At 63.3% G+C, this 22,857-nt stretch carries 23 protein-coding genes; 13 read left to right on the plus strand and 10 right to left on the minus strand.

What is annotated here, in order from left to right:
- Positions 1-108 precede the first annotated feature (108 nt).
- The 3 genes from HNP48_RS07675 to HNP48_RS07685 all read left to right on the plus strand — a co-directional run bounded on the left by HNP48_RS07675 (position 109) and on the right by HNP48_RS07685 (position 2,891).
- A complete protein-coding gene (locus HNP48_RS07675; RefSeq protein ID WP_184856287.1) occupies positions 109-1,155 on the plus strand; it encodes a YqaJ viral recombinase family protein in 1,047 nt (348 codons plus the stop codon).
- Positions 1,156-1,261: 106 nt separating this feature from the next.
- On the plus strand, positions 1,262-2,239 hold the full coding sequence (locus HNP48_RS07680) for a phage capsid protein (RefSeq protein ID WP_184856288.1): 978 nt from the start codon (positions 1,262-1,264) through the stop codon (positions 2,237-2,239).
- 52 nt (positions 2,240-2,291) lie between these two features.
- On the plus strand, positions 2,292-2,891 hold the full coding sequence (locus HNP48_RS07685; RefSeq protein WP_221480114.1) for a hypothetical protein: 600 nt from the start codon (positions 2,292-2,294) through the stop codon (positions 2,889-2,891).
- Positions 2,892-2,923: 32 nt separating this feature from the next.
- On the opposite strand, the gene HNP48_RS07690 is transcribed toward HNP48_RS07685, so the two are convergent.
- Positions 2,924-3,220: a helix-turn-helix domain-containing protein gene (locus tag HNP48_RS07690; protein ID WP_184856290.1), complete on the minus strand. Its 297-nt coding sequence runs from the start codon at positions 3,218-3,220 to the stop codon at positions 2,924-2,926.
- A gap of 151 nt (positions 3,221-3,371) precedes the next feature.
- On the opposite strand from HNP48_RS07690, the gene HNP48_RS07695 reads away from it, so the two are divergent.
- From HNP48_RS07695 to HNP48_RS07705, 3 genes are all read left to right on the plus strand, one after another.
- Positions 3,372-4,301 (plus strand): hypothetical protein, encoded by a 930-nt coding sequence (locus HNP48_RS07695; RefSeq protein WP_184856291.1) that lies wholly within the window; start codon positions 3,372-3,374, stop codon positions 4,299-4,301.
- A 42-nt stretch (positions 4,302-4,343) separates the two neighbouring features.
- Positions 4,344-5,534 (plus strand): DUF3472 domain-containing protein, encoded by a 1,191-nt coding sequence (locus tag HNP48_RS07700; protein WP_184856292.1) that lies wholly within the window; start codon positions 4,344-4,346, stop codon positions 5,532-5,534.
- A 358-nt stretch (positions 5,535-5,892) separates the two neighbouring features.
- Positions 5,893-6,108, plus strand: a complete 216-nt coding sequence (locus HNP48_RS07705; protein WP_184856293.1) for a hypothetical protein — start codon at positions 5,893-5,895, stop codon at positions 6,106-6,108.
- 42 nt (positions 6,109-6,150) lie between these two features.
- Here the strand turns inward: HNP48_RS07705 and HNP48_RS07710 are convergent, their stop codons facing one another.
- The 7 genes from HNP48_RS07710 to HNP48_RS07740 form a co-directional block, all read right to left on the minus strand.
- Positions 6,151-6,555, minus strand: a complete 405-nt coding sequence (locus HNP48_RS07710) for a nucleotidyltransferase domain-containing protein (protein ID WP_184856294.1) — start codon at positions 6,553-6,555, stop codon at positions 6,151-6,153.
- 282 nt (positions 6,556-6,837) lie between these two features.
- Complete coding sequence (locus tag HNP48_RS07715; protein WP_184856295.1) at positions 6,838-7,893, minus strand: hypothetical protein; 1,056 nt, start codon at positions 7,891-7,893, stop codon at positions 6,838-6,840.
- A complete protein-coding gene (locus HNP48_RS07720) occupies positions 7,880-9,067 on the minus strand; it encodes an inovirus-type Gp2 protein (protein ID WP_184856296.1) in 1,188 nt (395 codons plus the stop codon). The genes HNP48_RS07715 and HNP48_RS07720 overlap by 14 nt, the downstream gene beginning before the upstream one ends.
- 434 nt (positions 9,068-9,501) lie before the next feature.
- Positions 9,502-9,768 (minus strand): AlpA family transcriptional regulator, encoded by a 267-nt coding sequence (locus HNP48_RS07725; RefSeq protein WP_184856297.1) that lies wholly within the window; start codon positions 9,766-9,768, stop codon positions 9,502-9,504.
- A gap of 199 nt (positions 9,769-9,967) precedes the next feature.
- Positions 9,968-11,239, minus strand: a complete 1,272-nt coding sequence (locus tag HNP48_RS07730) for a site-specific integrase (protein ID WP_184856298.1) — start codon at positions 11,237-11,239, stop codon at positions 9,968-9,970.
- Between the two features lie 375 nt (positions 11,240-11,614).
- The gene (locus HNP48_RS07735; RefSeq protein WP_184856299.1) at positions 11,615-11,851 is read right to left on the minus strand and encodes a 4-oxalocrotonate tautomerase family protein; all 237 of its coding nucleotides are present in this window, start codon (positions 11,849-11,851) and stop codon (positions 11,615-11,617) included.
- 10 nt (positions 11,852-11,861) lie between these two features.
- Positions 11,862-12,572: an SDR family NAD(P)-dependent oxidoreductase gene (locus HNP48_RS07740; RefSeq protein ID WP_184856300.1), complete on the minus strand. Its 711-nt coding sequence runs from the start codon at positions 12,570-12,572 to the stop codon at positions 11,862-11,864.
- 109 nt (positions 12,573-12,681) lie between these two features.
- Between HNP48_RS07740 and HNP48_RS07745 the strand changes: the two genes are divergently transcribed.
- From HNP48_RS07745 to HNP48_RS07765, 5 genes are all read left to right on the plus strand, one after another.
- Complete coding sequence (locus HNP48_RS07745; RefSeq protein WP_184856301.1) at positions 12,682-13,575, plus strand: LysR family transcriptional regulator; 894 nt, start codon at positions 12,682-12,684, stop codon at positions 13,573-13,575.
- 157 nt (positions 13,576-13,732) lie between these two features.
- Entirely contained in the window at positions 13,733-15,052 is a 1,320-nt protein-coding gene (locus tag HNP48_RS07750) for an MFS transporter (protein WP_184856302.1), read from the plus strand.
- Between the two features lie 55 nt (positions 15,053-15,107).
- On the plus strand, positions 15,108-16,541 hold the full coding sequence (locus HNP48_RS07755; RefSeq protein ID WP_184856303.1) for an FAD-binding oxidoreductase: 1,434 nt from the start codon (positions 15,108-15,110) through the stop codon (positions 16,539-16,541).
- A gap of 16 nt (positions 16,542-16,557) precedes the next feature.
- Entirely contained in the window at positions 16,558-18,120 is a 1,563-nt protein-coding gene (locus HNP48_RS07760) for a tannase/feruloyl esterase family alpha/beta hydrolase (RefSeq protein ID WP_184856304.1), read from the plus strand.
- A gap of 83 nt (positions 18,121-18,203) precedes the next feature.
- On the plus strand, positions 18,204-19,157 hold the full coding sequence (locus HNP48_RS07765; protein ID WP_184856305.1) for a LysR substrate-binding domain-containing protein: 954 nt from the start codon (positions 18,204-18,206) through the stop codon (positions 19,155-19,157).
- A gap of 15 nt (positions 19,158-19,172) precedes the next feature.
- Here HNP48_RS07765 and HNP48_RS07770 read toward each other — a convergent pair whose 3' ends face one another.
- Positions 19,173-20,192, minus strand: coding sequence for a sensor domain-containing diguanylate cyclase (locus tag HNP48_RS07770; protein WP_184856306.1), 1,020 nt, complete (start codon positions 20,190-20,192; stop codon positions 19,173-19,175).
- A gap of 303 nt (positions 20,193-20,495) precedes the next feature.
- Between HNP48_RS07770 and HNP48_RS07775 the strand changes: the two genes are divergently transcribed.
- On the plus strand, positions 20,496-21,086 hold the full coding sequence (locus HNP48_RS07775; protein WP_184856307.1) for a flavin reductase family protein: 591 nt from the start codon (positions 20,496-20,498) through the stop codon (positions 21,084-21,086).
- A gap of 80 nt (positions 21,087-21,166) precedes the next feature.
- Positions 21,167-22,027 (plus strand): thermonuclease family protein, encoded by an 861-nt coding sequence (locus HNP48_RS07780; RefSeq protein WP_184856308.1) that lies wholly within the window; start codon positions 21,167-21,169, stop codon positions 22,025-22,027.
- Between the two features lie 12 nt (positions 22,028-22,039).
- On the opposite strand, the gene HNP48_RS07785 is transcribed toward HNP48_RS07780, so the two are convergent.
- A complete protein-coding gene (locus HNP48_RS07785; RefSeq protein ID WP_184856309.1) occupies positions 22,040-22,789 on the minus strand; it encodes a GntR family transcriptional regulator in 750 nt (249 codons plus the stop codon).
- Between the last annotated feature and the right edge of the window lie 68 nt (positions 22,790-22,857).

The following is a 22,857-nucleotide window of genomic DNA, read 5'->3' on the forward strand; positions in this document are numbered from 1 at the left end:
ATCTCAACCCACTTCCCCAACGGCATAAGCCCCGGACCTTTTGAAGGGTCTGGGGCTTTGTGCTTTTTGAGGGGTGGTTTTGAAGGGGTGCTTTTCAAAGGAGTTCGTATGGCCAATACCTTGGTCCCTGCCGGAGCGGAGCACGCTCTGGCATCCCCTGTGGCAGCGCTGCGGGGTGGTGCAGTGCGGCAACGCCCTGCCCTGCGCCTGGTGCGCACCCAGGATCTGAATCGTGAGCAGTGGCTGCAGGTGCGCCGCGGTGGCGTGGGCAGCTCGGATGCGGCCGCGGCCGTAGGGCTCAGTCCCCACAAGTCGCAGCTGCAGCTGTGGATGGAGAAGACCGGCAGGGCCGGCATGCTGCCGGTCACCGAGACCGATGACGACATGAGCCCCACCTACTGGGGTGCGCTGCTGGAGCCCATCGTGGCGGCGCATTACACACGCCGCACGGGCAACCGGGTGCGCCGCGTCAATGCGGTGCTCCAGCACCCGCAGTTTTCGTGGATGCTGGCCAACATCGACCGTGAGGTGATGGGGGCCCCCGATGTCCAGATCCTGGAATGCAAGACCGCCGGAATCCAGGGGGCCTGGCTCTGGCGGGACGGGGTTCCGGAACATGTGCAGCTGCAGGTGATGCACCAGCTGGCCGTGACCGGCAAGCAGGCCGCGGATGTGGCGGTGCTGATTGGCGGGCAGGAACTGCAGATCTACCGGATCGAGCGGGACGAGGCCATGATCAACCAGCTTGCCACCCTGGAGTGGATGTTCTGGGACTACGTGGAACAGGATCTTCAGCCGCCGGCCGATGGGTCGGAGTCTGCGGATGCGGCGCTGCGAGCGCTGTATCCCCGGGATTCAGGGGCCACTCTGGACCTTCGTCAGGACCTGGTGATGTCTGCGGTGTTCTCCGATCTTCTGGCGGTGCGGGAAGTGCTGAGCACCAACAACGCGCGGGAAGCCCAACTTAAGCAGTCGATCCAGCAGCGCATGGGGGATTCCAGCCGGGCGCTGTTCGATGGCGGGGAGGTGAGCTTCAAGCGCAGCAAGGATGGCAGCACTCTGGATACCGCCAGGCTGCAGGCAGCCCATCCGGATCTGGTGCAGCAGTTCACCGTGAGCAAGCCGGGAAGCCGGCGGTTTTTGGTGCAGACGTAGTCAATTCATTTTTCCCTTCCCCCTTTTCTCATAGCGGGCCTGACCTTCACCGGTTGGGCCCGTTGTGCTTTGGGGGGTCAACAACATCATTCGAAAGGATTCCAACATGCTCAAGGGTCTTGCCTTGACCCCGCCCGTGATCGGGCGGATCTCCATCGGGCGCGTGGTGGAGAAGAACGGCCGTCGCCTTCCCGAGAAGGACGATGGTTTCACAATCACCAGCCAGGTGCAGAACTGGGATGGCTGGGTGCTGCATCCGGTGGACGAGGTGCTGCGCAAGGAGGCTTCGGCCAAGCTGCGCAGCATTCCGGTGAAGCTGCTGTTCGATGACCCGGATCTCAGCCTGCGGGCCAGCTACACGATGTTTGAGCGGTCGACCGGGAGACCGCTGTGCGTGGGCGATGGGCAGACGTGCAAGCGGGTCTCGGCCCAAAGGATGCAGAGCCTGGCCTGTGAAGGGCCTCAGGCCTGTGCTGTGGGCGCTGCAGGAGGCTGCAGGCCCTATGGGCGGCTAAACGTGCGGATTGATGCCCAGGAGGCCCAGGAGACCTTCTGCGACGAGATGGGGGGCTTTGTGTTCCGGACCACGGGGTTCAACAGCATTCGCACGCTGGCGTCCAGGTTGCGGTATCTGCATGCGGCCACGGGTGGCATGCTGGCTTCGTTGCCTCTGGAGCTTCGGCTGCGGGGCAAGTCGACGACCTTGTCGCATGGCACGCCGATCTACTACGTGGATTTGACGACCCGGCAGGGCAGCACCCTGCCCCAGGTCATTGCGCTAGCGCGCAAAGAGCGGGAGCAGGCCGCGGCGCTCGGGTTTGACCAGGCGGCGCTGGACGAAGCAGCGCGGCAGGGGCTGGCGCTGGGGGAGTTTGAGGAATCGGACGAGGACGGGGCTACGGTCGTTCAGGAGTTCTATCCGGACTTCGAGAACGAGACGCCGGGCGCAGACGACCAGACCCAACAGCCTGGCCCTTCGGCCGCCAACGGCACCAGAGTCACTCCGGCAAGAACATCGCTGCGCACGAAGTTGAGCCGCAAGCTGGAAGGAGAGCCAACAGTGCAGGGGGTTGCTCATGCATAGGCCGGCTCCTTCGGATTCGGTGCACCAGCAGTTTGCGTACGGGCTCCGCTTCGTGACGGAACTGGTTTACCGGCTGCAGTTGCCCAATGGCAGAACCCGGCACCGGCGGTTGCTGCGGGAGCCTTCGCCGCTCGTTCCTCACGAGGGAGACCTGAGCGGGGCGAAGACCTGCGTGGCGCTGGCGACGGCCATCCTGGCGCAAGCCAGGGTGAGGCCGGTCCCGAAGTCCGATACCTTGGAAGCCAATGACCCGGACCAGGTTGCAGCGCTGCTGTCCCGCTGCCTGCCAGCCCACGAGGTGCAGGTGCATGGGCCGCAGTTGTTACCCGACTGGGGGAACATCTGCGCGGGAGCGCTGCGCTCCAATGGGCTGGCGTTGCTTCAACTGTTCGAGCGATCTGGCGCCCGCTGGTCGTTGGTGGTGGGGCTGGAGTGGCGCGAGGTCAATGGCACTCCGTCCCCGCCGCTGGCCATGCTGCTGATGGATGTGCACTGCTCTCCGGTCTGGGGAGTTGGGCACAACGCGCGGTTCGCCCCTGCAGGGCCGTTGCACCCTCACCCATCCGGTGACAACCGGTTATGGCAGTTGCGGACGCTGGACGGTGGCTTGATCTCGGTCAGTCCTGGAGCGCTGGTGACGGTGCGGCGGTAAACGCCTGGTGCGCGCCGGGCTGCGCGGGCCGGTCAGGCCTGCGCGGGAGCCTTGCGCTTGCGCGACTTGGGCTCCGGCTCAGGCGGGCGCAGCAGGGTCCAGGGCTCTACCCCCAAGGCCTGTGCGATGCGCTCAATGTTAGACAAGGACACGTTCCAGCGCGAACGTTCTACGGCGGACACGTAGGTGCGATCTAGTTCGCACTCCAGTGCCAACCGCTCCTGCGACCATTCCTTCTCTACCCGCCTGAGCCGAATCCAGTACGCAAGCACATCGCGAACGTTCTGGGGATCCGGCAAATGGGTGGGTGGCGTGGGCTTGGCAGACACCCCTGGAGCATCTCCGTCTGATACATTTGCATCTACGGAGTTTGCTTCTCATATCAACCTGATTTAACCCTCTGCGGGTACACCCAAGCGCGTCACCGCGTGCCTGGTCAGCTTTGCCGTGGGCGCAAGAACTTAGATAGGCATCTCAACCATGAATGATTTCAAACCAAACTGGCGCTCAGTCGGGTGCCTGACGGCTGCGGCTGCAGTCGTGTTTCTCGCAGGGTGCTCCGACGCCGGCATCAAGGCCGCCAAGCAGGAGCCCTACCCTCGCCATTCCGGCACCACGTTTGAGAAGGTGTTGGATAACTACCAATGGTGCAAAAACAAGAAGTGGGAGCGCAAGGAGCTCAAGACAGGCGAGAAGTATGTGGAGTTCACGTGCCTGGCCACAGCACCGGACGTCAAGGCCAAGATCGCGGAGTACGTCGCCGAGTTGGATGCGAAAGCCGCGCAGGAGCTGGCCAAGATCAACGGGAGCGACGAGGAGTTCATGACACGAACTCGCGAGTACGCGTACTCCAAGCAACTCGGTGCGGCCCAGAACGTGGAGTTGGATGAGGAGCGCCTGCGAAACTTTGACGCAGGGAGACCCAGCGCGATGGGCATGGGCGAAACCAGGGCAAGCATCGTCTACGACTTGAAGCTCTCGCGTGAACGGCTGGCGTCGTTTCAGACACCCGAGTACATCGCAAGTGCGGAAGCCTTGATTCGAGACGAGAAAGCCAAGCGCGACGAAGTCATCGCGGAGCGCACCAAGCGGTGGGAAGAAGGTTCGGTCCAACGTCGTCAAGCCGTGGTCGATGGGACGATCCAGGTGGTGTTTCAGTGGCAGTTGACCCAATCAGGCGGTGTTGGCAACTACGCCATGGCGGTGAACTTCGACTTCGGTGGCCGGCCGTACACGGTCGACGGACAGGACGGCGTGGGTAACTCCATGTTGGCCGCGATCTACCAGGACCAGCCGATTACCAGTGGACTGCGCGAAGTTCTCAATCGCGACGCGATCTTCAATGCGCCCGACGGCGCAATCCTCTATTACCTCTCGCGCAAATCAATGAAGGCCAAGAGCCAGTCCTGATGATCTGGCTAGCACGTAGCAACTTACCTTTTGGAGAAGTACATGAAGAAGGTTTTCTTGTCTCTGTTCGCTGCTGTCGCGAGCTTGGCTTCCCAGGCTCAACCGATGGCTGTTCCTATCCACACGCAAATCGCTGAGCACTATTTCGAAGACCAGTCGCCTGCTTCCATGATGGAAGTGGACGTCAACTGGGAAACGGCTCCAGCGACTGGCTGGGGTAGTTACGCTCAGTTCTACACCCGCTTTCAAGCGGGTGAGCGCAGCGGCGCGTACATGGGCCTGCAGCAGGACGACCGCGACGGCAAGAAGATCATCTTCTCCATGTGGGATGCTTCTGCGTCGCACAAGGTCCGTCCCTATGCTCTGCCCCATTGCCAACGTTTCAGCCACGAAGGCAACGGCGCTATGTGCATCATGAAGTTCCAGTGGAAGCCTGGTGTGAAGTACAAACTTGTCATGGGCATCATTCCAGCAAAGACAGGTGATGTCGGCTTTACCCGTTGGGGTGGCTGGCTCGTGGACTCTGCCGGTGTGGAAACCTTCATCGGTGGCTACGAGGTGCCTGACTACAACGGTCTCAAGGGTGTGGGGGGGCTCCTGCCTGCCAACATCCTGATGGTCATGGAGTACTACCTGGCTCCTTCGAATGTGCAGTGCAGCTCGCTGCCTCAGCAGTCGCTCACCTGGTCAGGTCTGCGTGTGAACGGTAGCCGTGCTCCGAAGAACGTCTATGCACGCTACCAGACGTTCCTGAGTGATTGTGTCTACAGCGAATATGTGCGCTCGTATAGCAAGGGCAGTGACTCGATTACGCAGACCACCAACGTGCTGAACGCTCCACGTGCCAACGAAGGTGCTTTCCTGTGGACGTCTTCGGTGACTCCTGTACCGACGACTCCTACCACGCCTGCTCCTACGCCGACCACTCCCGTCGTGACGACGCCAAGTGGCGACAAGATGTCAGCGGCCTTTCGCCAGCAGGTGGTCTGCACCTATGGCCGGGTCATCCGTCACTTCAAGGACCACTTCGCGGCAGCTTTGCCTATCCGCGAATACGTCTCTGACATCACCTACCAGATCGGCTACCCTGAAGACCAATGGGGTAAGAACGGCTCGTTGGTGGCAGCACTGGCATACGTTCACTCTGAAGGGCAGATGACAGTGGTATGGGCTGACGGTACCCGTCAGAACTTCGGTCCTATTGGTGACTGGATTTCAGCTGCTGGCTGCTAAAGCATAGAGCCTGGGGAGACATCCCTGGGCCTCTTTTTTTTCAGTCGAGCCCTCTTACCGCGCGGTCAGTGCGAGATGTAGTAGTGCTTCGAGCTTGCCGGCCCCTCGCTCGCTGGGCTCGGCCGCATTGCCACCCGTGCTGCGCCGATTAAATGATCGGGCCTGGGGGGTGCTTTTGAGGACTTCCAACAACGTTAAATCGTTACGAGATGAAAGAACCAACCTGCAAGGTCGAGCCATCTTGGTGCATGACGAGCATGTTCGATCAACTTCGACTCGAAGGCTGGCGAACTGGTGAGGCTTCCCAAGCGGACCAGAACCCTAGAACATGAGGGTTCCAATACTCAAGGACCTCAAGATGGATGAAGATGATTTCGAATTCGGCTACGAGCACCGCCCAGACGACGATAAGCCGGACTTTGATGGAGCCATCGAAGAACAGGACGTTGAGATCGAACTAGATGAGCTTCTGAATGACAACTACAACTGCGACGACCGTGATGAAAATTACGGGCAAGCCATCGACGACGCTCACAAGGTGATCGACTCCCTTGAGCCGATCTCAGAGCCATAACGTTCCATCCTTTCCGGGTATCGCAGACGCCCAAATGAGATCTTATTTAGGCCACACCCGAGTGGCCAACTCTTCACGCTCAACGAGATCACCAAGCGGGTCGCCGAACTCTTCGTCCGGCACCCACTTCGCACCGATGTACTGAGCATTCCGTGGCGAATTCATCTTCCACCTCCATTGTTCAAGCGACCCCGACTTCTTGCTCCAAGGGTCGATGAAGTCGTTCCCGTTGAACACGACGAGACAGTCGATCCCAACAGGAGCATCTCGCTTCTGCAGCGAGTCAACAAATTCGGCTGACGCAAAGACCAGGAGGTCTGTATCCGACTGGTCTGTGGCCCAGCCGTTCGCTTGCGAGCCGATCATCCAAACCGCTTGCGGCGGGGAAGAAAGCGCCGCAATAGCTTGGATGAATTCAACTACATGCGGTCTCATAGCGATACTCATTCGTGCTCCTTAGGGCCACTTTAGTCGCACTCATGGAAAAGGCCCGTGATGATCATCACGGGCCTCTCACACTGGCAAGAAAAAGGATTGACTCAGTGGATCGATGTCGAGCTTGGCTCTTGATCCAATCTGTCAGGGCAGCCTCACCTTACCTCGCTTTTCGGTGTACTCACTATCTGCTTCGACTGAGCCATCGCATACAGCAGCCTGATGGCTTCTTCATGCGCCCTTCAATGAGGTGAAGCCTAGCGAGGCAGTTCATGACTGGCACTGGTATCTTCGTCAAAACAGTGCAGTCGAGTGGCGACCACCCACACGTTGATTCGCAAACGGCCAACTGGCTGCGGATGGCTTGAACTCGGCTATGGAGAGCGCATCGCGTCCAAGCATGCTCCAATGGGTCAGCCAATCGGCGAATCCAAAGTACACAGCCAGCCGCCTCCTCTGTTCGGTCGCAGGCAGGTGTTGAGACAAGCTCATCGAGCGATACGCAAACCTCGAACCTTTTCCATCGAGGCAGTAGCAATCGCCTGCACCTCTTGTGACCTCCTGCCATGCATTGCTCATTTCTGCACCTGCCGAGAAAGGTGAGGTGTTCCGCAGTATCAGCAGAACATCGTAACGAGTGCCCTCTGGCACAAAACTCGCTCTCATCACCACACCGCGTACCGATTCAGGAAGGCGTGCTCGTATGTTTGAGACGAGCTCATCTTTGGTCTGACGAACGTGATTCAACTGTTCGGAGAAGGGGCTGCAACTTGGCTCGATCAAGCTGAAGCTAGACATCTCAACAAACGGCTCACTTTTGGCAAGTCGATCCAAGAAGACCTCCACCCTCTTGGACGCACTGCGGCAGCGGCTATGCCACTTTCGGAGCGCCTCTTTAAACACCTGGCTCTTGAAGCCCATGCTCACATGGGCAACAAGGTCATTGAGTGCTTGGGCTAGGTCAAACCCGGTGTACTTCTGTAGAGCGCGCCGTTCATCCACCTGTTGCTCGAACAGAATAGTTGAGGCACGTGGACTGCGCGTGCACGCTTCCAAGCAAAGTTCCAAGATGGGGTGGAAACGAGCGCCCTGGTGTACCGACATCAATCTGAATGGATTGCTTCCGAGCAACCTAAAGAGCTCGGCGGCAACATCACTGGAGAACTCAATTCCTCCATCACTGGTGGTAGAGAACAAAGCGGACTTGGCCTTTGCCACCTTTGGAAAGAGCGCGATCAGTTCGAGCGTCTGGTTGACGCACCTACCGAACTCTTCCACCGAGCTGAAAGGACCGCGGTGCAAGTGAAACTCGCCTTCTGAGACGCAGGTCTCGATTTCATTGATGTCCATGATGCGCTCCTTGTGGCCCCTCTGAGGGCTTCTTCAAGCGGCGCGATGACGTGCGCACTTGCGACTTTCCAAACGTCCGGAATCCAGCAACGTCAAACCGAAGATAGAAATCGATCTTCGTTAGGTAGGCAGCGATCAATCTAACTCCGTCCATGTTTTCCTGAGAGTCCCGGTGCAACATGCCGATGCCCATTGCATCAGTCGGGTAGGCGCCTTTGTTTGCATTGCAGTTGAAGTATGTACCGGTGCCTTCCGTTACCACGTTGACCCAGTGTTCTCCCAGACTCTTTGCGATGCCCATGTCCCCTCTGTGTTCGCTCCCATTAAACAGCAGCCAAAAGTGAAAGTGGAGGCCCTTGAGGCACGCGCTTTCCATCGCCCATGCGTATCCAACAAGGCCATTGGGATAGGTCTTTCGTATGTGATCAATCATCGCTTCGCGATGCTGCGCCGCTTCCTCTATTGATAGCGAGGTCGAAATTTCCGTGCCATCAAGTCGTCCCGCACCATATGCGAAGTCAACCCGAACCGAAAGCAACCGTGCATGTCGGGAAAACAGCTTTTCCAGCAAGCTTAAAAGTTGCTTGAGAGATTTCTGCGAGGTTCTTCGGAAATTTCTTAGCAGCTTTCGCACCGTCTCTGAAGACATCTCCGCCTTCAACTCAGCCACGAGTAGATTTAGCGCCTTGACCGCGCCCTGCTTCTGAGACGCGTTCCCAAAGTCCAACGCATCCTTTAGAGAGTAAACATCAAATTTGGAAATGACTTTTTGATAATTGTCCTCATAAGGATGGAATGCATGTGATCGAAAGTATACTTTCGCATCAACGAATGGAACAGTCAAGTCCCGAACAAGCTCAGCCACGCACTTATCGCTGTACTCCACTTTTTCAATTATTCGCCCTCTGAGTCCTTGGCTTTCGGCATAGACCGCGGCAGGTTGCCGCGGGTCTAGCGTGTTGATCTTTTGAAGCGTCCTCCCATGCGCTTTGAATCGAAGGTAGAAATCTGCCTCTGGCGTGACAAAGGCTCGTCCTCCACTAAGAGATCCATCTTCGTTTTCTTTTCCTTCGGTGGCATCCTCAATCACCAAAAACCGGTATTTCTCGAACCAATCCAATTCTTTTGACAGACGAGCATGGTCGATCATGCTCTTCTTCTTTCTGAACTTCATGAATTTTCCTTGATGTATCGAAGGCTTTGCACACCCCGTCAGCACACAATCACGACTCAAGAGTACTGAAGACAGGAGATCCATCTACTCTGTTCACTACGTTCATATGCAAACAGGCATGCTCACGCCTTACCATGTATATACCCACATGGATTAAATAGAGTATTCCTGGGAGATCGGCAGTCTAAACACCGAAAATGACACGGCCACGCCGAGCATTCGCAAGGTGTGAGATATAGAAAGTTAGTGACCCAGCTGCATGTAAGAAGTAGCCAACCTGACTACTCGGCGAGAGAACACCGAGCAGTCTTCATGGCGGTGCTGACGAAGGCGGAGAATTGAAAGTCTGTTCGCCTTCCCACGTACGGGGAGCCCGCTTTGACGCTTTGCAATGTTGGGTATCCTGCGCGAACAGTCCCAGCAGAGAGCCTGATTTATCCCGACTGAGAGTCGGGCGGATTGGTCATTTGAGCCCTCACCCAAAGTTCGATTGCAGAAAAATCGAAATAGAGGGCACCTCGCTTGGTGAGGCGGAAGGGCTGGGGGAACTTGCGGTCGAAGTTCTTGCAGCCGTTGGTGTGCAGTTCACGGAGAAGCGTCCGACCGATTGACAGCTTTCTACAGACAAGCGAAGCCTTGACCAGCATGGGGGCTTCTGCACCATCACCATCGTGTTCGGCAAACGCGTTACTTTTCTTCATTCCAACTCCTAGCGTAATAAAACAACTAACAACAAAACACCGCTCACCACCCCATGTGGCAAGCTACAGGCAAGGTCAGAGGAAACACCTCTGACCGTTTTGTTGCGTGGTCATATAAACGCTTCGCAACGGTTTGAATTCAAACGCATACGCATCTTACGACAAATTCCAGGATGTTGCAACGGACATCGAAAAATAGTCACTTCGTAGGGCTAACAAAAGATTGGGACAGGAAGACGGTTCGCCTAGCTGCAACGGCATCGGACGATGAGCCTGGAACACTGGAATTGCAAAACTGGGCCCAGTCTTCCATGAGATGCCGACGCTTCTCAAGCGCATCGCCTCTTCTATAGGCAGCTTCAGTCTTGCTATCTAGCGTGTGCGCCAAGGCAATTTCAACAACGTCTCTTGGGTAGTCAGTTGCATCACCAACCCAGTCCCTAAAGGTAGATCGAAATCCATGGGGGACGGCATCAACCTGCATGTCTCTCGTGACCTTGCTGAGAGACATGTCCGACAGATCGCCTCCCTGCCGACCCGGGAAAACATAGTTGCTCCCATCAATCCTCGGCAGCGCCTTCAACAACCGCATTGCTTCTCTGGAAAGGGGCACACGGTGCTCCTTTCCAGCCTTCATTCGTTCCGCGGGAACAGTCCACATGCGGGATTCGAGGTCAATCTCTGACCAGACTGCGCCACGCACTTCACCGCTTCTCGCAGCGCACAGGATCGCAAACTCAAGTGCTCGAGCTGAAAAGCCTTCACGCGTACCAAGCGCCTTCATGAACTCCGGCATTTGTGCGAAGGGGATGGCTCGATGGTGCTTGACCTTAGCGACCTTGTTTGGCGCCGGCAGCAACTTGTCTAGATGGCCTTTCCAAGCGGCTGGATTGTCTCCAACGCGATATCCACGAACTTTTGCCCAATCAAGAACGCTTTCTATACGCCCGCGAAGCCGTGATGCGGTCTCATTTTTTGTCTTCCATATGGGCTCGAGCACCCTCATGACTTGTTCTTGCCCCACGTCCTTGACGTACATGTCGCCAAACACAGGGTAGACATAGGTCTCCAGGGTGGAGCGCCACTGCGCTCGATGCTTCTCACTCTTCCAGCTATCCCCGTGCGCATCGATGTAGGCTGACGCTGCTTCCTCAAACGTCTTGAGCGACTCTTGCTTAGCTTTGAGCTGGCTCGCTAGTTCCTTGCGCTGCAGCTTAGGGTTGATGCCTTGCTTGAACGACTCCTTGGCCTCCTTCGCTTTGGCTCTGGCCTCGCCCAATCCGACCTCTGGATAGGGGCCAAGACCCATGTACTCGCGGATCTCGTTAACCGTCACGCGGAGGACCCACGAACTGCCTGCAGCGTCGTTCAAGTACAGATATAGACCTGCTACGCCCCCGACGGCGAACCGTCCAGGGCCCTTGAGGCGGCGGACTTCGATGGGAGACATCTCACGAGCTTTGCGAACCATTGGACAACCCGAACAACAACTAAAGGAGAGGCGGCATAAAGCGAGAAATCTTCCGCCATAGGCCAAAACATCCCCGAGATGCTATCACCCTGCGACGGATTCATTTGCACCTTTCTTCGCACCTATGCAGAAGGTGTTAGAACGACAAGCTACGATGAGAAACGGTGAGCAAAATACAAGCAATCCAAATAAAATCAACAACTTATTCTCATCTCCAGTTTGGATCGACGTACTTCGATGAGCTATCGGGCAGACGCCCTCTCCGCCAAAGATACAACCCCAAGTGGCTCACGCTGCTTGGGGTTTTTTCTTGGCGGCCCTGTCCCGCCGGTCCTTGCGAGCAAAGCGACGCTGTCGGCTTCGCTGGGCCATCCATCAGCCCGGCGGCGCCTTGGAGCGCGCACGCCACTCGGGCACGGTCACGCCGCCCACGCCCCAGCTGTCGAGGTCGACCTCGTCGATGACCACGAAGGTGGAGTCGTGCGGCTTGCCCATGACCTGGTACAGCAGGTCGGAGACGCCCTGGATCAGGGCGCGCTTTTGCTCCGGGGTGGTGGCGCTGGCGCCGGGCGCGGTGCCCTCGCGCGTGACCTTGATGTTGACGTAAGGCATGGTGCTCTCCTTACCAGCGGCCGGCATGCTGGCCGCCGTCGACATTGAGGGTCTCGCCCGTGACGAAGGCCGCGTTCTCCAGGTACATCACGGCCTCGGCCACCTCGGAGACTTCGCCCATGCGCCCCATGGGGTGCATGCCGGCGAGAACGCGGTGCGCCGCCGGGTCGTGCATGGGGGTCTTGATGATGCCGGGCGCGACGGCGTTCACGCGCACGCCGGTCTGCGCGTACTCGATGGCCAGGCCGCGGGTCACCGCGTCCAGCCCGCCCTTGGTCAAGAGCGCCAGGCCCGAGGGGGCGCCCGCGATCGCCTGGTGCACCAGGGTCGTGGTGATCTGCACGATGTGGCCGCGGCCCTGGCGCAGCAGGTGGGGCAGCACGGCCTGCGTGGTGTGGAAGAAGCCGGCCAGGTTCACGTCCACCACGCGCCCAAACTCCTCGGCGGTGTACTCGGTGAACGGCTTGCCCAGGAAAATGCCAGCGTTGTTGACCAGCGTGTCGATGCGGCCAAAGCGCTCCAGCGCGGCGGCCACCAGGCGTTCGGCGGCCGATCGATCGCGCACATCGCCCGCCACGGCGAACACATCCGCATCGGCGCCAGGCTGGATGTTGCGCGAGGTGGCGACCACGGCAAAGCCGTGCCGGCGGTAGGCAGCGACGATGCCCGCGCCGATGCCCTGCGATGCGCCCGTGACGATGGCGACTTTTTTCTCACTCATGAAAACTCCTTGGGGAAGTGTCGGTACAGATGGACTGCGCCGGGGTCTCCCGACGCTCTCCATAGAGTAGGGACGCCCCCCTGGGAGCGGTAGCCGTTATCCTTGCACAATGGCTGATAGAAAACGCACAGAGGTTGACTGGCAGGACGTGCGCGTCTTCCTGGCATTGGGGCGCTACCGCAGCCTGTCGGCCGCAGCCCGGGCGCTGCAGGTGAACCACGCGACGATTGCCCGGCGCCTGCAGTCGCTGGAGCACAGCATGGGCGAAAAGCTCGTCGAGCGCCGGCCCGACGGCTATCTGCTGACCCCGGCAGGCGAGGTGGCGCTGCAGGCGGCCACCGGCATGGAGGCAGCCGCACAGGCACTGACCCGTGCCGAGCAGGGCCAGGGGGAGGCCCTGCGCGGGCTGGTGCGCGTCAATGCACCACCGGCGCTGGCCCATGCCTTTCTGGCCGCGCAGCTGGCCCGGGTCACCATGCTCCACCCGGGGCTGGACATCGACCTGGCGACGGACCTGCACGCCATCAGCCTGAACCGGCGCCAGGCCGACATTGCCGTGCGCCTGGGGCGGCCCGCCGACGGCGACCTGATCGCCAGGCCCGCGGGCCGGATGGCCTTTGGCTTCTATGGCACACGCCAGCGCTGTGAGGAGATCGGGCGGGGCGAGCCACCGGTGTTCATCAGCTTCGACGAGCAGCACTCGGACATGCCCGAATCGAACTGGCTGGTGCAGCAGTTCCCGCGCGCGCGCTTTTCCCTGCGCGCCGAAAACCAGGTCCTGCAGGCCACCGCCGCGCGGGCCGGCGCAGGCATTGCGCTGCTGCCGCACTACATCGGCCGGCAGGTGCCCGAGCTGCAGCCCTGCGCGCTGGCACCGCTGCCGCCGGCGCGCGAGATCTTCGTGCTGACCCGTGGGCAGGACCGGCATGCGGGCCCGATACGCGCCGTGGTGCAGCACCTGCTCGAGGTATTCCGAGAGAACCGGGCCCTGTTTGCCGCCTGAGCCTGCGCCTGTGCCTGCGCCAGGGTGCCCGTGCGGTCATCTCTTTCAGAGATACGAAGCTCGCCAATCCATATGCATTTTGCGTAGTAACCCCCGGCGGTGCAGGCCCGCACCGGTGCAACCATCTCGCCACACCAACAACGAAAGCGAGACCTCCATGGGTTCCCCCGCCATCACGCAGCCGTACCCGACCAGCGCGACCGACGACCTGGCCGACGCGACCTACCGCAAGGTCGGCTGGCGCCTGCTACCGCTGCTCTTCGTCTGCTACATCGTGGCCTACCTGGACCGCGTGAACGTGGGCTTCGCCAAGCTGCAGATGCAGGGCGACCTGCAGTTCAGCGAGGCGGTCTACGGCCTGGGTGCAGGCATCTTCTTCCTCGGCTACTTCCTCTTCGAGGTGCCCAGCAACGTGGTGCTGCACCGCGTGGGCGCACGCCGCTGGATCGCGCGCATCATGGTCACCTGGGGCCTGCTCTCGGCGGGCACCATGTTCGTCAGCTCGCCCACGGCGTTCTACGTGGTCCGCTTCCTGCTGGGTGCGGCCGAGGCGGGCTTCTTCCCGGGCATCATCCTGTACCTCACCTACTGGTACCCTGCGGCACGGCGCGGCAAGGCGACCTCGCTGTTCCTCGCGGCCATCCCGTTCGCGGGCATCCTGGGCGGGCCGGTCTCGGGCTGGATCCTGCAGGGCATGGGCGGCGTCAACGGCTGGGCCGGGTGGCAGTGGCTGTTCCTGCTGCAGGGCCTGCCCACCGTGGCGCTGGGCCTGGTGGTGTGGCGCTGCCTGGACGACCGCGTCAAGGACGCGCGCTGGCTCACCCCGGAAGAACGCACACTGATCGCCCGCGAGATCGCAGCCGAAGAGGCCGGCAAGGCGGCGCCGAAGATCCGGGCCGTGCTCTCCAACCCGCGCGTCTGGCTGCTGGCGCTGGTGTACTTCGCCTTCGTCTCGGGGCTGTACGGCATCTCGTTCTGGCTGCCCAGCATCATCAAGGCCCTGGGCGTCCAAGGTGCGCTCGACATCGGCCTGGTCAGCGCCATCCCGTGGACTTTCGGCGTGGTGGCCATGTACCTGGTGGCGCGCAGCGCGGACCGCCGGCTGGAGTACCGCTGGCACAGCGCCATCGCCGCCCTGGTCGGCGCGCTCGGGCTGGTGCTCAGCGTGGCCTGGCATGGCCATGCCGTGTGGGCCATGGCCGGCCTCACGCTGGCCACCATGGGCATCATGGCCACCCTGCCCGTGTTCTGGGGCATGCCCACCTCCTTCCTCGGCGGTACGGCCGCCGCTGCAGGCATTGCCTTCATCAACTCCTTTGGCAACCTCTCGGGCTTTTCCGCGCCCTACCTGATCGGCCTGATCAAGGATGCGACCCGGAGCACCGACGCCGGCCTGCACATGCTGGCGGCCCTGCTGGTGGCCGGCGCGGTGCTGGTGCTGTTTGCCAGGCCCGGCAAGCCCGTCCCCACGCGCTGACCCTCCCGCGCTGCTGCCGGCAGCGCCCTCCCCCTTGTCCAGAAAGAGACTTCCCATGCTTGCGGAACTGAGCCCTCCTGCGCGCGCGCAACGCCGCGCGCCCTCCCCCGACCTGATCGCGCGCCTGCGCCAGCACTTCGGCGAACGCTGTTCCACCAGCCAGGCCGTGCTGCTGCAGCACGGCACGGACGAATCGGCCTATGCGCCCCAGCCGCCCGACGCCGTGGTCTATGTGCACAGCAGTGAAGAAACCGCCTTTGTCGTGCAGGCCTGCGCGCGCGAGCGCGTGCCCCTCATCGGCTTTGGCGTGGGGTCCTCGGTCGAGGGGCACCTGCTGGCCGTCGAGGGCGGTGTCTGCGTGGACTTCTCGCAGATGAACCAGGTGCTCGCCATCCGGCCCGGCGACCTCACGGCCACCGTGCAGGCGGGTGTGACGCGCGGGCAGCTCAATGCCGCGCTGGCGGGCACGGGCTTCTTCTTCTCGGTGGACCCGGGGGCCGATGCCTCCATCGGCGGCATGGTGGCGACCGCGGCCTCGGGCACCAACACCGTGCGCTACGGCACCATGCGCGACAACCTGGTGAACCTGACCGTGGTCACCGCCAGCGGTGAGGTGGTGCGCACCGCCTCGCGGGCGCGCAAGAGCGCGGCGGGCTACAACCTCACGCAGCTGTACTGCGGGTCGGAAGGGACGCTGGGCCTGATCACCGAGGCCACGGTGCGCCTGCACCCGCATCCCGAGGCCTGCGCGGCGGCGGTGGTGCACTTCCCCAGCGTGCGGGCCGCGGTGGACTGCGTGATCGAGTCCATCCAGATGGGCGTGCCGCTGGCACGCGCCGAGATGCTCGATGCGCTGACCCTCTGCGCCGTGAACGCCCACAGCCGCACCACGCTGAGCGAGCACCCCACACTGTTCCTGGAGTTCAGCGGCAGCCAGGCGCAGATCGCCGAGCAGTCGGACACCGTGCGCGAGATCGCTGCCAGCCATGGCGGCGGTGACTTCGCCTGGGCCCACCTGCCCGAGGAGCGCTCGCGCCTGTGGACCCCGCGCCACCACGCCTACTTCGCCTGCCTGCAGCTCAAGCCCGGCAGCCGCAGCCTGACCACCGATGCCTGCGTGCCCCTGTCCGCGCTGGCCCAGTGCATTGAAGAGACCCAGGCCGACCTGGCCGAGCACGGTCTGCTCGCGCCGGTGTTCGGCCATGTGGGCGACGGCAATTTCCATTGCCTGGTGCTGGTGGACCCCGACAGCGCCACCGAGAACGCCGCGGCCGAGGCCTTCAGCCAGCGCCTGGTGCAGCGCGCGCTGCGCCATGGCGGCACCTGCACGGGCGAGCACGGCGTGGGCCTGCACAAACAGCACTACCTGGCCGAGGAACACGGTGCCGAGGGCGTGGCGCTGATGCGTGCCGTCAAGCAGGCACTGGACCCGCACAACCTCTTCAACCCCGGCAAGGTCGTTGCGGCGGCCGGCCCGCAGCACCCCTGAACGCAAGGAGACCCCCATGAAGACAAGGATGCAACTTCTGCTGTCGGCAGCCGCTTTGGCCGCACTGGCCGGCTGTGGCGGCGACGGCGCGCCTGCCATGACACTGGCCGAGAAATGCCCCACCCTGCAGGGCAAGACCCTGGCCCATGGCAGCGTGGTGATCGACGACGCCAGGCTGGCCGCCGCCGCACCGCCCCAGCCCGAGTACTGCGTGGTGACGGCCCGTTTCAAGGACTCGGCACTGCGCTTCGAGGCCCGGTTGCCCACCATGGGCTGGAACGGCAAGCTCGCCTTCCTGGGCGGCGGCGGCTTCGATGGCGCCATGCCCACGGCCGCTGCGGCACAGTTCAGCGAGTCCATCTTCACCGAGCGCTACGCGACCATCGGCACCAACGGCGGCTACGATTACCCGCCGCCGCGCGACCTCAACTACTTCAAGGGCGAGTTCGCGCTCGATGCCGCCAAGCTGCTCGACTTTGCGCAGCAGTCCGAGCACCGCGCCCTGCCGCCGGGCAAGGAGGTGATGGCCCAGTTCTTTGGCATGCCACCCACGCGCAGCTACTTCGAAGGTTGCTCCATGGGCGGGCACGATGCGCTCATGCAGGCCCAGCGCTTTCCCGAAGACTTCGACGGCATCGTCGCGCGGGCGCCGGCCGGCAACGTGATGGGGCTGTTCGTGCAGTTCAACCGCATCGCCCGGCAGGTGAAGGCCCCCGGCGGCGCGCTCAACACCGCCAAACAGACCGTGCTGGCCAATTCCGTGCTGGCGCAGTGCGACGGGCTCGATGGTCTGAACGACGGCATCATCGCGCGGCCCGCCGCCTGCCAGTTCGACGCCAGGGCGCTGCGCTGCACGGGCGGCGCCGATGCTGGCGACAATTGCCTGTCGGACGCGCAGATCGCCACGGTGCAGGCCGTCACCTCGCCGGTGGCGAGCGCCAGCGGTGCCTGGTCGCACCCGGGCTACCCCTTCGGCGGCGAGAACTCGGCCAAGGGTTGGGGCGAGTACATCTGGCCACAGGCCAGCCTGGGCGGCGCCTCCACACAGGGCCTGTTTTCGGACGGGTTCATCCGCTCCTTCATCGCGCGCGATGCGTCCTTCGACACCGCCACCTGGAACCCCGACCAGTGGCTGGACCGCATGGCCACCATCGGCGGCCTGTTCGGCGCGACCGACCCCAACCTCGCGCCGCTGCACGCGCGCGGCGCCAAGCTGATCCTGTGGAACGGCACGACCGACACCTCGGTGAGCGCGCGCGACACCACCCGCTACTACGAGCAGGTGGTTGCCACGCTGGGCCAGCGCAAGGCCGACGAGGCGGTCGAGCTGTTCCTGGCGCCGGGCGTGGGCCACTGCTTTGGCGGCGCGGGCCCCGACAAGGTCGACCTGCTGCAGGCCATGGCCACCTGGGTGGAGCAAGGCGTGCCGGCCTCACAGCAAAAGCTGCTCTCGCGCAAGACCGATGCCGCGGGGGCGACCACCATGGCGCGGCCCCTGTGCAAGCACCCGGCCTACCCGCGCTACAAAGGCACGGGCGACGTGAACGCGGCCGCCAGCTTCGACTGCACGGTGGATTGACGCCGGTGCGTGGCGGCCTGCCACGCCTTCCCTACAATGGCCTGCCGCCCCGCGACCGGGGAGAGGCGGCCGGAGATTTGCCGATGGAATTGCGCCAGTTCAAGTATTTCGTGGCCATCGTGGACTGCGGCAGCCTGTCGCGCGCGGCCCAGCAGCTCTATGTGGCGCAGTCGGCGCTGAGCAAGCAGATGACCGAGCTCGAAGGCGAGCTGGGCACCCAGTTGCTGCTGCGCGGGCGCAATGGGGTGGCCATGACCGAGGCCGGCAAGGTGTTCTACGAGTATGCGCAGGGCATCACCAAGCAGGTGCTGGACGCCAAGGCCGCCGTGCATGTGGCGGCCGATTCGGTGGTGGGCACCGTCGTGGCCGCCGTGCCGCAGAGCGTGTCGCCCATGATCGCGCTGCCGCTGATGCGGGCGGCCGCGCGCCGCTACCCCGAGGTGGTGCTGCACCTCAACGAGGAGCTGACCGGCAACATGGTCGACCAGCTGCTGCGCGGGCGCGTGGACATGGCGATCTTCTCGCCCACCATGCCATCGGAGGACAGCACCTTCACGCCCCTGGTCGAAGAGGAGTTCGTGTTTCTCGAATCGCCCCAGGACCCGCTGGCCCTGCCGCCCGGCGAGGTGAGCCTGGCCCAGGCCCTGGCCCGCCCGCTGGTATGGCCGGCCAACGCGCACGGCCACTGCACCCGCTGGCTGGTGGACACGGCCCTGGGCAGTGCGGGCTACCCGGCCGCGCGCGTCGCTGCGGAGATCAATTCGGTCTATACGCTCAAGGCCGCCGTGGAAGCAGGCCTGGGCCCGACCATCATGCCCCTGGGCCTGGCGCAGCGCGAGGTCAGCGAAGGCCGCCTGCGTGCCCACCGCATCGCCTCGCCCGCCATGTACCGCACGCTGGGCCTGTGCCTGTCGGTGCACCTGCCCACGACCAACGCCAAGCGCGCGATCTTCCGGCTCATCGGCGAGGTGATCCGCGGGCTGTGCACCAGCGGACAATGGCAGGGAACGCGCCTGCCCGCAGGCACGAAGGCATAGCGCCCCCAGGCACCCTCAGTGGTGCACCACCATCCGGCGCTCCTGCTTGGCCGCATACATCGCCTGGTCGGCGTGGCGGATGGCCAGGTCGGCGGTGCACAGCTCGGGGTCGACGCAGATGACGCCAACGCTCGCCCCCGGGTACTCCAGGGTGCGGTGGTCAGCCAGGGTGACGCGGCAGACCGTGGCCTCCTCCAGGCGGTGGCGCAGGCTGCGCACGGCCTCGGCGCTGTCCTGCCCCTTTTGCGGGCCCGGGCCGACAAAGACGAACTCGTCGCCCCCGAAGCGACCCACATAGTCGCTCTCGCGCAAGGCCAGGCGCAGTTGCCCGGCAATGGCGCACAGCAGTGCGTCGCCCGCCTCGTGGCCGTGTTCGTCGTTGACCTGCTTGAAGCCGTCCAGGTCGAGGAAGGCCACCATCACCTGCCCGTGCGAGCGCCGCGCGCGGGCCTGCAGCCGCTCGAGCTCATCGAACAGCGCACGGCGGTTGGGCAGGCCGGTGAGGGAGTCGATCAGCGCCATGGTCGACAGCAGGCTGTTCTTGCGCTGCAATTCCTCCAGCAGGTGCTCGCGCTCCACCTGCTGGGCGATGATGCTGGCAAAGAGCTGCAGCATCTTCTCGGTGTCGGGCGACAGCTCGGCGGGCTCGGCACTGGCCGCGCACAGCGTGCCGTAGACGGCGCCATCGGACAGCCGCACCGGCATGCTCACATAGGTCTGGATGCCCAGGGCGGCGGCCGCGTCCGAATCGCCCCAGCAGCCCTGCACGTCGGCGGTGAACATGCGGCCCTCCTTCAAGGCCCGGTAGCACAGGGTGTCGCCCCAGGGCACGGTCAAGCCCTCGGGGATCTGCATCTTGCGCGTGTTGCGCGAGAACAGCACATGCTGCACGGCCCGCTGCAGATCGATGGTGGTGAGGTAGGTGGACTCCAGCCGCGTGATGGTGCCCAGCATCTCCAGCAAGGGGCGCGTGAGCTGTTCCAGTGTCTTGGCCTGGACAACGGAATCGGAAAGGCGGGAGAGAAGCGGATCCATGGCAGCGGCAGCAGCAAGAACGACAACGATGGCGATTGGATATGGGCGGCACGGCGCCCAGCAGATGCCACTGTACGCCAATCCGGCCCGCCTGCCACGCCCCTGGAACCCGGATGGTAGGACAAAGCCCCGCCTTCCTGTCGGACCACCACGCCAGGCCCGGCAAGGCCGCCAAGGCGCTCCTATGATCCCGAAGGGGGCGGCTTCGCCCTGCCCCCATTTACGGATGTTGACAATGCTTGCAGCAGGTTGCCAGCGCCCGCAACACCCGGCCCCTCGACCTGCCCCAAGGACCTCTTTGCGATGACTCCAGCGTACCTGGCTCCGGTAGAACTGCCCAAGGCCTACCGCCTTCTCAACCACGGCCCCACGGTGCTGGTGTCGGCGCGCCACGGCGGCGTGGACAACGTGATGTCCGCCGCCTGGGCCTGCGCGCTGGACTTTGCGCCGCCCAAGCTCACGGTGGTGCTCGACAAGGCCACGCGCACGCGCGGGCTGGTCGAGGCCAGCGGGCAATTCGTGATCCAGGTGCCCACGGCCGCGCAAATGCAGCTCACGCACGACGTGGGCAACACCAGCCTGCACCAGGACCCGGCCAAGCTGCAGCACCACGGCGTGGAGCTGTTCGGCCTGGAAGGGCACGACCTGCCTTTCGTCGCAGGCTGCTCGGCCTGGCTGGCCTGCAAAGTCATCCCCGAGGCGCACAACCAGCAGGCCTACGACCTGTTCATCGGCGAGGTGGTGGGCGCCTGGGCCGACACGCGCGTGTTTTCGGGCGGGCACTGGCACTTCGAGACGGCCGGATCCGAGTGGCGCAGCCTGCACTATGTGGCGGGCGGGCAGTTCTATGCGATCGGCGAATCGCTGGTGGCACGCACCGAACCCCGGGGCTGAGAGCCTGAAAGCCTGGATTTCCGTGACAAAAGTCACTGGCCTGGGCCGCTGCTGCGCACCACAATGCCGGACCACTTTTCATGGGAGAACCGGCAATGATCCAGGTGCGCGTGGGCCGTGCGGGCCACCATTTTTCGGCCATGGCCTTGGGTGTGGCAGCCCTGCTGTCCAGCACTGGCCTTCGGGCTGAATCACCGCCGCCGGTGTTGCCGGAGACGGCGGTCAAGCCGCGCCCCGCATCCTGCGAGAACGCCCAGGTGCTGCGCGTGATCGATGGCGACACCCTGGTGGTGGCAGGCGCGCAAGGCACCGAAAAGCTGCGCATCAGCCAGGTCTCGGCGCCCAAGAGAAGCCAGCGTTCCGGCCCCTATGCGCTCGCCTGCCTGCAGAACCTGGCGGCCGGCAAGCCGGTCTCCCTGTGCCGGGACGGGCGCGACCGCTACGGCCTGACCCTGGCCAACCTGGCGGTGGATGGCAAGGACCTGGCGTCCTCCCTGGTGGAAAAGGGCTGCGCCCACCCGTACTTCAACTACCTCGAAGCCGGCAGCCCGCTGCCGGCGCTGCACGGGCACTACTGGATGAACCGCGACCCCCTGCCCGTCGACACGCCGGAAGCGGCTGCGCCCTGGGTCTACCGCGCCGCCTCGGTACCGGTACCCGTGCTCGCCAATGGCCAGACGCCCATCCAGGTATCGAGCAGCACGCTGGCCAAGCCCGTCAACCGCCTGCTGGACTGGGCCGAGTTCAAGTTCGATGCCCTGCTGCAGGGCGGCTCCAACACCCAGGCGGTGGGCACCGCGGGCGATGGCTACCGCTGCTACAGCAACGGCCAGTGCCTGGGCCTGATCGACGGCGCTGTGGTGTTCCACGACGGGCAACAGATCCGCACCCTGCTGCCCGCGGCCGACGCGCTGCGCGCAGCCCAGGCCGACGGCTACTGAGCCAGCCGGGCGCTACCGCCCGCCCACGGCCGCCCGCCCTGCCGACAGCCCTTGGCTGGCCGCCAGCGCCAGCGCAGTCGTCTGCTGGAAATGCTGCTGCAGCAAGGCCGTGGCGCGCGCCACGTCGCGCGCCAGCGCGGCCTCGACGATGGCGGTGTGCTCGGCCGCGATGTCGCGCTGCACAGGCTGGGCGGCAGCCTTTTCGCCCGCGCGGCCTGGCGCCGCGGCCGAGAGAAAGCGGTAGCGCGTGAAGCGCTCGCGCAGGTTGGCCGCCAGCTCCAGCAGCACGCGCGAACCGCAGGCCGAGAGCAATGCGTCGTGAAAGGCCATGTGCGCCTCGTCCCACTGGGTAGACAGAGCCGCCGGCATGCCGGGCTCGCGCAGGGCCAGGCGGTTGAGCTGGTGGTGGGCAGCCACCACGCGCGACTCCCAGGCCACATCGCCCTGCAGCACCGACAGGCGCAAGGCCTCGGTCTCCACCAGCACCCGCGCGCCCGATATCTCCACCAGGTCCTGCGCCGAGGCGCTCGCGACCTTGAAGCCGCGCTGGTCCTCGGCCTGCACGAAGCCGCTGCTGGTCAGGCGCGAAAGTGCCTCGCGCATGGGGATGGGGCTGGCGCCGTAGCGCGTGCACAGGTCCTTGATGAGCAGCTTGGAGCCCGGGGCGAACACGCCGCCCACGATGTCCATGCGCAGTTGCGCCACGAGCGAGGAGGTGCGGGTGGTGGGCGCGGTCGAGAGGGGTTCAGTCGCTGTGGGCATGGGCTTGCGCCAGTGGGGCTGGCGGGTTTTGGAAATTATAGGGTTTGCACTAACATATACTTTTCAAT

This window comes from Acidovorax soli (genome assembly GCF_014207955.1).
GTDB lineage: Bacteria > Pseudomonadota > Gammaproteobacteria > Burkholderiales > Burkholderiaceae_C > Acidovorax > Acidovorax soli_A.